At 58.9% G+C, this 13990-nt stretch carries 10 protein-coding genes and 1 pseudogene; 5 read left to right on the top strand and 6 right to left on the bottom strand.

Features of this window, described 5'->3' with window-relative positions:
• Nucleotides 1–567: 567 nt before the first annotated feature.
• The 4 genes from J2R78_RS41760 to J2R78_RS41775 all read left to right on the top strand — a co-directional run bounded on the left by J2R78_RS41760 (nucleotide 568) and on the right by J2R78_RS41775 (nucleotide 6391).
• The gene (locus tag J2R78_RS41760; RefSeq protein ID WP_253610300.1) at nucleotides 568–3528 is read left to right on the top strand and encodes an EAL domain-containing protein; all 2961 of its coding nucleotides are present in this window, start codon (nucleotides 568–570) and stop codon (nucleotides 3526–3528) included.
• 372 nt (nucleotides 3529–3900) lie between these two features.
• Entirely contained in the window at nucleotides 3901–4392 is a 492-nt protein-coding gene (locus J2R78_RS41765) for an Lrp/AsnC family transcriptional regulator (protein WP_253610298.1), read from the top strand.
• Nucleotides 4393–5488: 1096 nt separating this feature from the next.
• Nucleotides 5489–5677 (top strand): DUF3551 domain-containing protein, encoded by a 189-nt coding sequence (locus J2R78_RS41770; RefSeq protein WP_256559077.1) that lies wholly within the window; start codon nucleotides 5489–5491, stop codon nucleotides 5675–5677.
• Nucleotides 5678–5851: 174 nt separating this feature from the next.
• Nucleotides 5852–6391: a hypothetical protein gene (locus tag J2R78_RS41775; RefSeq protein WP_253636049.1), complete on the top strand. Its 540-nt coding sequence runs from the start codon at nucleotides 5852–5854 to the stop codon at nucleotides 6389–6391.
• 1175 nt (nucleotides 6392–7566) lie between these two features.
• Here the strand turns inward: J2R78_RS41775 and J2R78_RS41780 are convergent.
• The 3 genes and pseudogenes from J2R78_RS41780 to J2R78_RS41790 form a co-directional block, all read right to left on the bottom strand.
• A pseudogene (locus J2R78_RS41780) lies at nucleotides 7567–8613 on the bottom strand (IS110 family transposase).
• Nucleotides 8614–8714: 101 nt separating this feature from the next.
• A complete protein-coding gene (locus J2R78_RS41785; RefSeq protein WP_256559112.1) occupies nucleotides 8715–9350 on the bottom strand; it encodes a KUP/HAK/KT family potassium transporter in 636 nt (211 codons plus the stop codon).
• 327 nt (nucleotides 9351–9677) lie between these two features.
• On the bottom strand, nucleotides 9678–9929 hold the full coding sequence (locus tag J2R78_RS41790) for a DNA -binding domain-containing protein (protein WP_253610623.1): 252 nt from the start codon (nucleotides 9927–9929) through the stop codon (nucleotides 9678–9680).
• Nucleotides 9930–10154: 225 nt separating this feature from the next.
• Here J2R78_RS41790 and J2R78_RS41795 point away from each other — a divergent pair, with 225 nt between their 5' ends.
• Nucleotides 10155–10457, top strand: coding sequence for a helix-turn-helix domain-containing protein (locus tag J2R78_RS41795; protein WP_253610290.1), 303 nt, complete (start codon nucleotides 10155–10157; stop codon nucleotides 10455–10457).
• 253 nt (nucleotides 10458–10710) lie between these two features.
• On the opposite strand, the gene sfnG is transcribed toward J2R78_RS41795, so the two are convergent.
• The 3 genes from sfnG to J2R78_RS41810 are packed head-to-tail and all read right to left on the bottom strand — an operon-like array spanning nucleotide 10711 to nucleotide 13983.
• Nucleotides 10711–11796: a dimethylsulfone monooxygenase SfnG gene (gene sfnG / locus J2R78_RS41800; RefSeq protein ID WP_253610288.1), complete on the bottom strand. Its 1086-nt coding sequence runs from the start codon at nucleotides 11794–11796 to the stop codon at nucleotides 10711–10713.
• Nucleotides 11797–11812: 16 nt separating this feature from the next.
• Nucleotides 11813–12601 carry an ABC transporter ATP-binding protein gene (locus J2R78_RS41805; protein ID WP_253610283.1) on the bottom strand — a complete coding sequence of 263 codons (789 nt, stop codon included), beginning with the start codon at nucleotides 12599–12601 and terminating at the stop codon, nucleotides 11813–11815.
• 32 nt (nucleotides 12602–12633) lie between these two features.
• Complete coding sequence (locus J2R78_RS41810) at nucleotides 12634–13983, bottom strand: ABC transporter substrate-binding protein (RefSeq protein WP_375167149.1); 1350 nt, start codon at nucleotides 13981–13983, stop codon at nucleotides 12634–12636.
• Nucleotides 13984–13990: the final 7 nt, after the last annotated feature.

A 13990-nucleotide genomic window follows, 5' to 3' on the forward strand; every position in this document is an offset into this window, starting at 1 on the left:
ACAGCATCGCCACCGACCATCCTTGCCATTGCCGTAAAGTATGCGCTTGGCCCTTGCCGCCCAGAAAGGTGGCGCTGAAAACGTCATTGAGTCCACGAATGCGGCGCAACGTTGCGGCGGTGACGATGCTATCAGTCCCCCGTGGCGGGCCTACCTAGTTGATGCTTGGTACGCATGATGCGAACACTCGCCGTCATCATTCGTAAATCGCAAAGTATCGCCGCGCTAATTGCGATGTCGATTTGGCCGGAATGCTCGTCCTTTTGCGAAATGAAAAGCGGGCTGGCCGCCTAGCGCGACGCCTGCAAGCAATCATCCAGCCGCAATGGTTGCTGCAATCTGTGCTCCAAAGAATTTGTCCGTGCGCAAACAGCGCTGTGAGTACATATCAACCCCACCCGTCAAGTACGAACCTGTGGGCGGCCGCTCGCCGCAATTCTACACTTTCAGCCATGCCGAGCGCCGCAATTTGGTCTTAACGATTTCGGCATCGGTTCCAATCATGATGAGGGCAGCGACGTCATCGCCCTGATCCGCGGACCACAACTTGATACAGCCGAAAGCGCCATGATGAGTGCCGTTATCGATCGCGTAGCCAACCGGGTAAAGGATAGCTACGCCGCGTTTCGATTCGCTACCGGCTGGTTTTCCCGCCTCGCGCTAACGAAGGGTACGATTCGTACGCAAATTCTCATTTTCTGTCTTGCAATGAGCGCCATTGCGGCAGCCCTCGGAGGTTACGCCACACTTAGAGTCCGTCAAGCGGGCACCCTGGTTGAGAGAACCTTCGACGAATCGTTGATGTCGATCAACTATGCGCGTGCAGCGGCGGCGGACTTCGCGGCAATGCGCGTGACGTCTTTGCAGCGCCTCACCACGACGGATCCAGCCGACCGTGCAAGACTTGACGCCCATATCAACGCACTGGCGAAAACGCTCTCAGAAGATCTCGCAATAGCAACTGAGCGGTCGCAATCGGCACAAGCCGCAGGAGCAGCCGCCAAGGTCCAAGCGGCAGCCGACGCCTGGGTCGCGCTGCGTCGACGCGCACTCGAAGCATCCGCCGAGGACGGCGCAAAGTCCGAAACGAGCGCGACGAACGCTCCGCTAGTCGGCGACATCGATCAGTACTCTAAAACCGTGAACCAGCAGGTTGAACTGCTTGTCAACTACACCGCTGGCGACGGCTTTCTCTTCCGGCAGCGGGCCCTCGCCGCGGTCAATCGGGATGTGCAGCTAAACGTGGCGGGGTTGACGATTGCGCTCATCTTGTCTGGGTTATTCGCCTGGCTGTTGATGCGCCGGATCATCGGTCCTGTCGCCGTTGCTTCTAAATCGGCGAGGAGTATCGCCAGCGGTGATTTGAACGCAGTCATTCCCGAGGGCGGAAGCGATGAGCTAGGAACGCTGCTCACCGCGATAAAAGTCATGCGGGATAATATCAAGGCAATGGTTGATCGAGAGGTGGCGCAACGGCGTTCTGCACAGGCGCGGCTTACGGCCGCCCTTGAAAGCTCCCGGGAGGGCGTCGTGCTGTTGGATGGGAATGGTCAGCTCGCCTTGGCCAACTCTCGAGCGAACGAATTTATCCGCAGCTCGCCGGAGCTTCTGCAATCCAATTCCCTACGTCCCCGGATCGTGGCGGGCGGCGGCTCGGCGATGGCCGAATCGATCTCGGAAGCTGAAGATATCAGCCTCGATGGGTCAGCAGGGGAAGCCCAGCTTGCGGATGGACGATGGCTACGTGTCAGCCGCAGTCTCACGCAAGAGGGCGGCGTCATCGTTATCTACAGCGACATTACTGCCCTAAAAAGCCAGGAAGCAGCGCTGCATGCGACGAACCTACGGCTCGATGCGGCGCTGAAGAACATGTCACAGGGCCTGTGCCTTTACGATGGCGAATCCCGGTTGCAAGTCGTCAACCCGCGTTTTTGCGAAATCTATGACATTTCGCCGGAGCTCGTTCAACCGGGGACTACCTTCGAGAACATTCTCGCTTTGAGCGGTGCGGCAGGAACTCAAGGTGACCAAGCCGCTGCCGATTTGGATGCAGAACGCGCACGAGTTTTGGTCCAGCATGAGGCCGGCAAGTGTCTCCAGCAGCTCCGTGATGGACGTATCATCTCTATCGTTCGCCGCCCCACCTCTGACGGAGGCTGGCTCATGACTTGCGAAGATGTGACCGAGCAGCGGAGAGCCGAATCTCAGGTTGCGTTCATGGCGCGCCACGATGCGCTGACTAAGCTGCCCAATCGAATATTGTTCGGCGAACGAATTGAACAGGCTATTGCGCAGGCCGGTCGAGGTTCGAACTTTGCCGTGTTCTGCCTGGATCTCGATGGTTTCAAGCAGGTCAACGATACTTTGGGGCACCCGGTGGGTGACAAACTGCTCTGCGCGGTTGCCGACCGACTAAGTGCCTGCGTCCGGGAGATCGATACCGTTGCGCGTTTGGGCGGCGATGAGTTTGCGATCATACAATGCGGCATCCACGATTCGGGGGACGCCGAACGCCTCGCTCGCCGCGTGATAGATTGTGTCGGTGCGCCTTATGAACTGAGCGGGCATCGAGCCGTCATTGGATGCAGCGCGGGAATTTCGCTGGCGCCGTGTGATGGCGCGAGCGGCGAAAAGCTTTTGAAGAATGCCGATGTGGCGCTGTACCGCGCCAAGGCGGACGGACGGGGCACTTGGCGGTTTTTCGAGCCGGCCATGGACACACATTTGCAAAGACGCAGGGCCCTCGAACTCGATCTTCGCGAGGCAATGAATAACCATGAATTCGAGTTGCACTATCAGCCGCAATATGACTTGCGTCTCGACCGAATCGGCGGCTTCGAGGCATTGCTCCGCTGGCGTCACCCGACGAGGGGCCTCGTGCCACCCGACCAGTTCATTCCCATCGCGGAGGAAATTGGCCTCATTACGCCGCTCGGAGAATGGGTCCTTCGTCGCGCCTGCAAGCAAGCATCCACGTGGCCAAAGGAACTCAAGATCGCGGTCAACGTCTCTGCGGCCCAGTTTCGTGGGCAAGGCCTCGTCGAGGTCGTTGCAAACGCACTCGCTGCTTCAAAACTCCCGGCGTACCGGCTTGAACTCGAAATAACCGAATCCGTTCTGCTAGCAAACAACGCCGAGACATTGGCCGCGCTGCACAAGCTCAAGACATTGCGTTTGCGAATCGCGTTGGACGATTTTGGTACCGGATATTCCTCGCTGAGTTATCTGCGCAGCTTCCCTTTTGACAAGCTCAAGATCGATCGGTCATTCATACGGGAAGCGACTACGGCTGAAGAATCGAGGTTGATCGTCCGAGCGGTCATCAGCCTTGGGAAAAGCCTCGGCATGCGGACTATCGCCGAGGGAGTCGAAACGTTCGAGCAGCTCAACCTGGTTAAGGCGGAGGGCTGCAACGAGGCACAAGGGTTCCTGATTAGCCGTCCGGTGCCCGCGATTGAGGTTGCGCCAATGATCATCGGGTGGAGAAACGGCCTCGGGCAAAACGGCCACACCGCAAGAGCCAGCTAGCTGGTCGCGGCATCACAGGCTCTGCCGCCGCTCAATCGTCCCAAATACAAATACGATTGCCGCACGCACTCGAACATGTAAATGATGTTTCCGCTTCACAAGTTCAATGCTGCAACGCGCGCGGACATGCGGCGCAATGGTACCAACGCCATCCAACTTGTGAGACCCCTGTCGTCAGCCCGGGAACCAACTCGAAACTGGAAGAGACATGCGCCCGGAACGGCGCGACTGCCCGAGGACGCGGCGCGGCCGACCGCGCTTGACACCCTCAAAGGGTGGGCGGAACATTTCTCCATGTTTTCATGCCCTTGATCGATTTTCTTCGCATGGAATCGGGCGACGAATTCACGACGAGGCTGGAGCTGCTGTGCAATGCAGTACGATCGGATAGACGCGCGCATCCTCGAGATCGTGCAGAAGAACAACCGTCTGACGTCCGAGGTGATCGGCGAAATCGCGGGGCTTTCTGCTACTGCGTGCCAGCGGCGGTTGAAGAGGCTTCGCGCGGAAAAGATCATAGAGGCCGATATCTCAATCGTCTCGCCGAAAGCCGTGGGAAGACCAATCCAAATGCTCGTGTTGGTTACAATGGAGCGAGAGCGTTCGGACATAATCGATCAATTTAAGAAGGACATCAAATTGTCAGCTGATGTCGTCAACGGCTTCTATGTCACCGGCGAGGCTGATTTTATCTTATACGTCACCGCACCTACCATGGAGGACTATGAGCAGTTCACCAGGTGCTTCTTCTATAAGAACCCTGACATCAAATCTTTCAAGACAATGGTCGTCTTGGATCGGGTAAAAGCTGGGTTTGCTATTCCGGTTGAGACTCCTCCCTGCGATAGACCAACCAATCGTTGATCGATTGGCAAACGGCTGCCGCCCTTGAAGTCAGTATCGCTGACATCAATACGATGATCAGCTCCTCTTTTGCCACACGCTACGTCAACGACTTTCTTGATCGCGGCCACGGATCACTTTGCTCTGTAGCGGAGCCTTGCTCGCAGCAGCCGACTGATGCCACAGCTCAATGTCCACGAGGTCCGCTTCGATGCGAAGCGCTGCTTCACTGGATGTCGAATCGGACGCTGCCAAGATAGCGGTCGTCTTACTCGTTTAACTTCACTCGCATGTGACCGAACAGTCGCTTCAAGAGCCGACGCCGCCGGAGAGGATTACGTCCGCGAGTTGATGAAGCGGATGAGTAAGGACGTGCAGATTTCAAGGACGGCCGATTACACACTTTCTTGATTCCGTGTCGGAGCGCCCGTGTTCGTCACCACCGCCTGACGGCGCCGAGGCGTAGGGAAAGGCGCGATGCTTGCCAGAACGCGAGACCGCCGCGGCTGTCACGTTGCGGACGATGGTACAGATAGTTCGAACGTTGCCGCTGAGGAGCACGCAAGAGAAAGTAAATTGCACCTGATCGTGTTCGAGGACAACAGTATCGACCATCTGCTTCCATGCGCCCTCGACAGTTCATTTCGCAACATCCGCGTGTTCGAACGGAGACTGATCAATCAGACGCGCTCGCGTGAGATCAGACGTAAGTACAATTCGTGGCAGACAATTGCACTATGGTCTTAGTCGTCTCGCATGTCTCCTATGTCGTGCGGCGACTTTCTTGCCCAGCCGACGCGGGTTACCCGCGTCGCTGCTAATGCGAATCGCATGTGCACTATGTCGGTGACGCAGCGGTTTTGGTCGAAAGGCTTTCATGTTGACGAGCAAACGCAATTTGACGGCGCCGTTAGGGACTTCATCTGGGTCACTGTCGCGACTCGAGCCCGACTCTTGTTCGCATGTCTTGTCTGTGATGACACCCGTCCCGCAGATCACGCATCCATCCCGCAGCGCAGCTCATACGAGGGTTCGGTTTCTGCGCGATATCCTGTTCGCTGGCCTTCTGGCCATTACCTCTGTTGTGATGGCGGACCCATGTCTCGCACGTACACACATGGATCATGAAGGCGCAGATGGACAGCCCGCATCGGATCGATATTGCCTGCAAGGACCACCAAGGGGCTGGCCCGGCGAGTGCGAATATTCGACCTATCAGCAATGCAAAGCGAGCGCATCTGGCGTCGGAGGGCTTTGCGCAGAGAACCCGGAATACCTGTTTCGAGAGCAGCGACACAGCTACTAGGTGTCGTCAGTACCTGCTCGCACGCGCCTATTCTGAAACGAGAAAGTGAAAGTCCGTTTCGTACGGATTTCTTCAGCCCATCGTCGTGCCGCGATCGGCTCGGCGGTGGGGTCGCTTAAGAATCGCTACCGCGCGAGGTTCCAGACGGTCGCAACGTCAGTCTCAGAGGAAATGATGAGCGTCAATTTCAAGAACACGTTCCGGGAACGTGTATTCCGCGCCGATCCCAAGCAAGCGCACTCGTCATTGCGGACGCGGCATACAGAGATGCCGCGATCCGTCAATTCAGGCTCGATAGAGATGAAACGCGATGGGAGAGCTAAACTGAGGCGAACCTTACTGCTGGAAAGCGTCCTGATAAATCTAGGCCTCTGCCACGAGATCAGTTATCGTCGTTATGCCGACATACTCGGAGTCTCGCTGAACGACGTCTTGGTCCGGTACACGCGCCCACGTGACCCGAGCAGTTGCTTCGATTTCCGCAAGGGGGTGTGGTCCGGCAACGACCCGATCGAAATGGAGGTAATCCTGGACAGCCCGGCTTCGGAAGCTCAGCTTGCGCGGCTCAATGATATGGTTGATCGCTATTGTCCAGGCTTGGGCGAGCTTCGCAAGCTCGCGCCGATGGTGTCCTCGGTTCGCTTGGGGTCATTGAGCCTCGTTACCGCAGGGGCCATAGCCGAGTTAGAGGGTAAGTTCCGTCACGTGCATTGACCACATGAACGTATATCCGTCGCGCGTCGAGCGCAGACGTTGTAGTTATGTCTGATGTGCAGTTTGCCCTCCGGGCACGAATGATTCGAAGCAGTGGGAGGTTCTTGCAAACTGCGCCTCCGCCATCACAGAATCTGGTCGGCCCCAACGATTTCCGACCTACTCTCCCCTTCATAGAACAGCTCCAGGGACAACCAACCAAAGATTTGCCGATTTAGTCGCGCGCGATCACGTTCGATGGTCCGAATGGCGATGGCGTCGCGGAAGGTACGCTCGATCGGCTCGTTCGGATAGGCGTTTGGGAGATTCCTGCTTCGGTTGCGCGTTGTCGTGAATCTCAGAGCTGCGGTGGCCTTTTCGGCGGACCAATCACGATTCTCCCGCGCGAGCGGTTCACTAGCGTCAAGGCTCGTTTCCGTCCGCGTGGTGGTTCTTTTTAGTGGCGTTCAATAAGGAGCTATTTGCGGAAGACAGCGAAACTCGGAAGCTCGTTAGATCGCAAGAATATGGTACGGCGGGGACCATTGTGTTGTCGCGAGAAGGCATCCGCCAAGCGTGGACCCCGGGATTGTCCGTTCTGTACAAAAGTTGTGCGCCAATTTTGACTGCAATCGCTTATACCTCATCAAGCGATCGGTGCATTCACTCTCCCTGGTTTTTGGCCCCCCGCTTCGGCGGGGGTGTTTTTTTTGCGCCTATACTCCGCAACAATGTAGAGCTGCCAGTTCTTGAGCGAGGTTGATACCCGCTTCCATGGTGTCGACCGCTCCTTCCTTGATCGAGTTGTCGCGCGTGATTTAAGCGATCGACGAGCCCAAATGACCTCCAGCGCGCGTCGACCAAAACGAGCGGCCCCGTCTCGCGGGAGGCTTGGCGGGGTCGCCTGCTCCATGGGCTTCAAAGGGGTCCGCAAGCGAACGTAGTGCTTCTGTAATGGGCCTTTGTTCGTCAGGTCCCTCTCAACAAATATCATCACCAGGATCATGCTTCTGTCCGTGGTCGGCACGAAGACCGCCACACCATGCCATCAGATCCAGAGCCGGCAGGTCAATCTAGGACGCGTGATCTGCCGCAGCATTCACAGCACTACTCACGACCTTGCCAAGCCCTCGTCCCGGCGGCGGGACCTCAGGAGAACGTACCGTTTCCGGCTCGTTCCGAATCTTCTCTATCTCCTACGCAGCCGCAGCGGTTTTGCTCCAGCGGAGCTCGGTCGCGTCCACCCACATGCGATGCAGCACAACGCCCAACTTGCGAGCAAGGGCCACTTTGGCGCGCTTCATGCCGCGCCGTCGCGCAACCTCGAGTGCCCAGCACTTCAGGCTCGAGAAGCGTGTCGCACGCGTCAGCATGATGTGCGCCACTTCAAAGAGCGCGGTCCGCACCATGGCGTCGCCGACCTTGCTGACGCCTCCGTCCCGGTCGGTCTCACCGGACTGACATTTTTTAGGCGTGAGCCCGAACTAGGCGCCGATCGTACTGGATTTTCCAAACCGCGTCGGGTCATCCACCGCCGAGCGATATGTCAGGGCGACCAAAGCGCCGACGCCAGGCGTGCTCATCAATCGCCGGCAAACCTTGTCGGCCCGCGCGATCCTCAGCATCTCACGATGCAACCTGGTGAACTCGTTCCACAACGCCGTCCTCGCGGCGAGCATCGCGCCTATCACCATTTCCAGGGTCACATGCTCCGCTGTCAATTCCCGAATGCGCGCTTCAAACCGTCCACGGCTCACTTCGCCGACCTTCAGCCCGTAGCCACGCAAGATACCGCGGATGCTCAGCTCGACGTCGAGAAGCTTGCCCTGCAGAAGTTTTCGTCCAACAAGAAGAGCCCGGGTATCCTTGCAAGGCACCGATTTCGCGTGAACCGGACGATACCAGCCCATCCGCAGCAACTGAGCGATCCCGCGGGCATCCTTCCGGTCGGTCTTGGCGGTCATGGCCGAGAGTGCTGCTTTCAGATGCCGTGTCTCGAGCAACACTGCATCGCGGCCGGCGGCCACAAGTGCGGCATGCAGCCACTGTGACAACGGCCCGGCCTCGAGCCCAATGCGGCTGACAGGTAATCCCAATTCGTCGAAATAGCCAATAAGCACCTCAGGCTCGCTGGCGACCTTGACCTCGCGGACGACCTTGCCAGTCCCGTCAACAACGCAGATGCTGCTCTCTTTCAAAGAAACGTCGATCCCCGCATAATATAGTCCATGGCTGTTCCTCACTTGATGCCTGGAGCCGATCACTTGGAGTCCGTTTCAACATCATCATTCTGAGGGACAGCCACCAACCTGGCTAGGCTCGCGAAGGCCGGCCATTACGGCATCTAGATTGCCACCTGTCGTCCGATCTCCACCACCTGGTCGTTGGGAAGACTGAAGAAATCGCTGACATGTTGCGCGTTCCGCTCCATTGTTGCGAATAGACGCTCCTGCCAGCCGGGCAGGCCCATGCCGTCCTCACGTCGGATCACGGTCTCGTGGCCCACATAGTACGTCACGTCGGCAATCTCGATGGCGCATCCCAGCGATTTGCTTTGGGCGAGCAGCCCCGGGATATGGGGACGCTCCATGAAGCCGAACCGCGCCTCTGCACGCCAGAAGTTATGCGCAACCTCTTCAAGCGTTATCCGATTGTTGGGCTGAACCCACGGCACCGAGAGGATCTCCACGCGTACCACGAAGAGTTGTTCGTGCAGAGCGCGGTTATGCTTGACATGCCAAACCATGACCGGCGGCGTGCCGTGCTCGGTTCGGGTTAGGAATACTGCGGTGCCAGGCACCCGAGGCACGTTCCTTTCGGCAACCTCTGCCATAAATTGCGGGACCGGGATCAGCGCCTCGCGCAGCCGCGCAGAGACGGCGGCCGCCCCGCGATGCCATATCCACATGACACCATAGACTGACACGGCCAGGACGAGCGGCACATATCCCCCCTCTGCCACCTTTGTCAGATTGGCCAGAAAGAAGGCCGCTCAAGGAGCCTAAGCGGCGGATGCACGCAGCTGCCTTCGCTATCCCTCGACGCAGCCTGAAATTGCGCTAATCTCGCAACTCACGGGCAAGGAGCAACGATGCCGAGGAAGCTTCAACAGACCCATGCGGTAAGGCAAGCGGTTCTGCCGCGCCTACGTCGTGTGCAGGCTTGGCGCCAAAAACGACTGCAGCGCCTTCTCGCAGATCCTGATATCGCCGAGAATGATCGGATCGGCACAAGTCCATCAAGGCCGCGCGGCATTACATGGCCGTCTCTATGCGCGCGGAAGCCGTCCTACGCGGACTATCGAAGGTTAAGTCCAGCCGCTCCGCAAGAGGTGCCGGTAACCGTGTCTGCTCATCCACTTGGCGCGGGAGAGATGGCTCTCATAGGCGCGGCGGGCGCGCTCCGGCTCGCGTTTGGAATTGATGTGCAGCACGACCTCCGCGACTTCCCGCCAGTCGGCACCGTCCGCATCCGCATCCAACAGACGCATGTAGGTAACGACGTACTCGCGGTCATACGGGGTCAGGGTCGGATCGCTCGGTGCAGCGTCGAATGGAATAGTAGTCTCCCGGCTTAAGCTCGCAAGGATCGCTGGAGATTGTGGGCTTTTTATAGTGTTCCAGCTTCCCCATCGAGATTCTAACCTCTTTTAAAGCACTTGCTCGATCGCGTTGCGAGCGTTCCGATATGTCGACCATGCGGTGTGCTGATGGATCGTGTGTCGACTCAAATAGTTGGATTATAGCCAGTGGTTTAAATATCCGGGCGCAGACATGATCGGCACATGAAAGCTCGTGCTCTTATGGCCCTAAATGTGCGTCGAATCCGCGTGGAGCGCGGTATTTCGCAACAGAAGCTGGCACATGAGGCTGGGATTGACCGCTCCTACTTGGCGAGCCTCGAGCGGCAATCCAAAAACCCGACAATTGATATCCTTGATCGCATCGCCGACGCGCTGGGTGTTCATCCATTCGAATTAGTTGTTCAGCATTCCAAACGCGCCAAAGCTCCAAATACGTTGCATGAAGGTCGTAAGCGCGCGCCTCTTAAACCACCGAGGAGAGTTAAACCGCCGAGGACAGGATAGTTGATCGACACTTGGTCGCGTTCAGTTTCCGGCGAATGCCGCCTTGCGCGGTGTGATGGAGAATGCCAAAGGTCTCTGGGCCGGAAGTTGTCTCATAGGTTCCGCAGCCGTGCCTTGCTGACATGCTCGGCCGTATCGCCGCTCCTGCGGCTCATCGGATAAGCGCCGCGTGGGTGCGCTTTTGAGTTTGCCGCGCTCTCCCGTTTGGTTGGCCTATATGCAGATCATCCCTTTTTTACATTTTGCAGTCGTCTCAGGCAGGCTCTGGCTCGTGGGTTCGGTTGGCTTTGGCTGGGTTCAACAGCGGAATCACCTCTCTGCCGAACGCCGGCAATTCGTCAGTGAAATTCAGGAAGGCGCAGAGGATCATGTCGACGCCGATCGCCTCATAGGCCCGGATACGCTCCGCGATCAGCTCGGGAGGACCGAACAGACGGGTCTTGAAGCCGTCGTTGGGCTGAACCAGGTTGGCGTGGCTCGAATCTGCCCACATCCCGACCCTCTCCGCTGTCGACGCGCCAGCCTGCTTCACCTGGTCGGCGAAGGCCTGCACGATCTCGGGGTCGGCGCCGGCGATGATCGCTTCGAGCTGCTCGAGCGCTTCCCGCTCGGTCGGCCGCTGGATGATGAAGCCGTTGAGCCCGAACTTGACGGTGCGGCCTTCCGCCTTGGCGAGCGCGCGGACCTCGTCGATCTGGTGCTTGGCGCCCTCCACCGTGGTGCCATTGAGAAAATACCAATCCGAATATTTCGCGGCCATCCGGCGCGCGGCCTTGGAATTGCCGCCCTGGAAAATCTCCGGATGCGGTTGCGAGATCGGCCTCGGCTTCAACCAGGCGTCGTTGATGCTATAGAAGTCGCCCTTGAAGGTGAAACGGTCCTGTGTCCAGAGACCCTTGAGCACCTGGATGAACTCTTCCGAGCGGCGGTACCGTTCGTCATGTTCCAGCCAGGGCTCGCCGAAGGCGCGAAACTCGTCCTTGAACCAGCCAGTGAGGATGTTGATCGCAAACCGCCCCTTGGAATAGACGTCGATCGTGGCCCCCACCTTCGCGATCATGGCCGGGTGCCAGAAGCCGGTGTGAATCGCGCTGATGAGCTTCAGCCGCTCGGTCTGGGCGGAGAGCACTGCCGTGCAGGTGATGGCTTCCTGCTGCAACTCCCAGCCATGGCTCGCGATGAAGCGCGCTGGCGCCAGGCCATATTCGAAGCCGAGCTCTTCGGCCTCGCGCGCGAGGGAAGCATTGTAGTCGAGCGTCCAGTCGGTGCGCTGCGGAACGTCGCTGATGACGAAGCCGCCGCTGCCGAGCGGCATCCAATATCCAAAACGAATCGCCATGGCGCGCAGCCCCTGCTCATACAGTCGTGGTCTGGACCGGTTCCGCCGCCGTTCCGGCCGCTGCGGCACCGAGATAGAATTCGGCAACGTCGTCCCGCTCGGCCAGATCGGCCGCCGTGCCTGACGCAGCGACCTTGCCGTTCTCGAGAACGTAGCCGTGATCGGCAAATTGAAGAACAAGATGGGCGTTCTGCTCGGCCAGCAGAAAGCTGACACCCTCGTTCCTATTGAGATCACGGATGATGTGGAAGATCTCCTCCACGATGATCGGCGCCAAGCCCATCGAGGGCTCGTCAAGCAGCACGAGGGTCGGACGCGTCATCATCGCACGCCCGATCGCAACCATCTGCTGCTCACCGCCCGACGTCAGGCCGCAACGCACGCTGCGGCGCTGCCTGAGCCGCGGAAACCAGGTGTAGACACGCTCGAGATCGTCGGCGAGTTCACGGCGGCTGGGCCGGCGCACAAACCCGCCGCTGAGAAGGTTCTCCTCGACCGTGAGTTGAGGAAAGACGTGACGACCTTCGAGAACCTGGACCACTCCCCTGGCAACGAGGTCGGCCGGGCCGAGCGTTCCGGTGACCTCGCCGCGCCACGTGATTGCGCCGCGGCTCAAGTGACCGCGCTCGGACGCGAGCAGGTTCGAGATTGCCTTCAGCGTGGTGGTCTTCCCGGCGCCATTGGCGCCGAGAAGAGCAACGATTGATCCTTCTTCGACCCTGAGCGATACGCCGCGCAAGGCCAGGATCGCCTGACTGTAGAGGACCTCGATGTTATCGACTTCGAGAAACGGCGACATGGTCATGACGGTCCTTTTGGCGATCCTTCCGGGCAACATCAGTTGGTTGCATCGCGCGGCGTGATGCCCTTTTCCTTGGCGTAGGCGGCAGCGCGCTCATAGATCAGCGGCAGCAGCAGGTCCCGGTCGGATTTCACCCAACCGTTGGACACCACGTTCCACTTCTCACCGTCCCACTGCAGCACCTTGCCCGCACCACCGCCCTCGTGGTCCTTGGCCGAGAGCTTCAGCGGCTGCTGGAGACCGGTGGCGCCGATTTCCGCAAGGCGCTTCTCGGAGAGGTCGAGGTGTTCGAGGCCCCACTGCGCTTCCTCGCCGTTGATCGGCCGCACGCCGAAATGCGCCTGTGCGGTCCGGATCGCCTCCACCGCGACGATCGCCTCGTCCACGCCGGAATTGTAGTAGACCGAGCCGAAGCTCTTCGGGTCCTTGAGATCGCTGAGACCCTTGTCGAGAATGTACTTCTTGAGCTTCTGGTGGATCTCGAAATTCGCGCCGGCGGGGAATGGCGTGATCGCGAGATAGCCTTTGCCTACCGCGCCGGCGGGGCGAACGTCCTCCTCGGAGCCCGACCAGATGCCACCGATGATATGATCGACCGGAAAGCCCACCTTGGCGGCGGTCTTGATCGCAACCGGCGTCATGACGCCCCAACCTCGCAAGAACACCCAGTCAGGCTTGAGCTGGCGAATCTTGGCCCATTGCGCCGATTGTTCATTGCCCGGATGCGGCACCGGAATCTGGATGTCCTCGAAGCCATACGTCTTGGCAAGGTGGGCAAGCGGGACCTGGGTTTCCTTGCCGTAGGGCGAATCGTGATACACGGTCGCGATCTTGAGGCCCTTCAGCTTGTCCTTGCCGCCGACCTTCTCCGCGATGAAATTGACCGCCGAAGAAGCTTCGCTCCAGAAGCTGAAGACAACCGGGAAGCTGTACGGGAACACCCGCCCGTCGATCGCCTCGGTGCGGCCATAGGCGATCGTGACCAGCGGAATCTTGTCAGCCACCGATTTCTCGGTCAGCGCCTTCGAAATCGGATCGCCATGCGGCAGGAAGATCGGCACCGGCGAACCATTCTTGCCTGCCTTCACCCGTTCATAGCACTCGACGCCCTTCTCGACTTCCCAATTGGTCTCGCACTCGTCCCAGACCAGCTTGATGCCGTTGATGCCGCCTTCGACCTCGTTGATATAGCGAAAATAATCGATCTCGCCGGCCCAGACCGGAATGCCGCTCGACGCGTAGGCCCCGACGCGAAATGTCGCGAGCGGGAAGTATTGTGTTTTTGCGTCCTCCGCCGACGCAGTGGCACCGATGGCCGCCGACAGAACGAGGGCTGTCAGCCCGATCGCCCTGCTCATGATCCGCTTCTGCTTCCGTAAAGACATCTGCTTA

Origin of the sequence: Bradyrhizobium sp. USDA 4538 (genome assembly GCF_024171045.1) — a bacterium.
Lineage (GTDB): Bacteria > Pseudomonadota > Alphaproteobacteria > Rhizobiales > Xanthobacteraceae > Bradyrhizobium > Bradyrhizobium australafricanum.

Bases quoted from the DNA above. Each gene is read 5' to 3' on its own strand.
- J2R78_RS41810 (WP_375167149.1), bottom strand. From the start codon at position 13,983: ATGTCTTTACGGAAGCAGAAGCGGATCATGAGCAGGGCGATCGGGCTG.
- sfnG (WP_253610288.1), bottom strand. From the start codon at position 11,796: ATGGCGATTCGTTTTGGATATTGGATGCCGCTCGGCAGCGGCGGCTTC.
- J2R78_RS41760 (WP_253610300.1), top strand. From the start codon at position 568: ATGATGAGTGCCGTTATCGATCGCGTAGCCAACCGGGTAAAGGATAGC.
- J2R78_RS41795 (WP_253610290.1), top strand. From the start codon at position 10,155: ATGAAAGCTCGTGCTCTTATGGCCCTAAATGTGCGTCGAATCCGCGTG.
- J2R78_RS41805 (WP_253610283.1), bottom strand. From the start codon at position 12,601: ATGACCATGTCGCCGTTTCTCGAAGTCGATAACATCGAGGTCCTCTAC.
- J2R78_RS41765 (WP_253610298.1), top strand. From the start codon at position 3,901: ATGCAGTACGATCGGATAGACGCGCGCATCCTCGAGATCGTGCAGAAG.
- J2R78_RS41770 (WP_256559077.1), top strand. From the start codon at position 5,489: ATGGATCATGAAGGCGCAGATGGACAGCCCGCATCGGATCGATATTGC.
- J2R78_RS41775 (WP_253636049.1), top strand. From the start codon at position 5,852: ATGAGCGTCAATTTCAAGAACACGTTCCGGGAACGTGTATTCCGCGCC.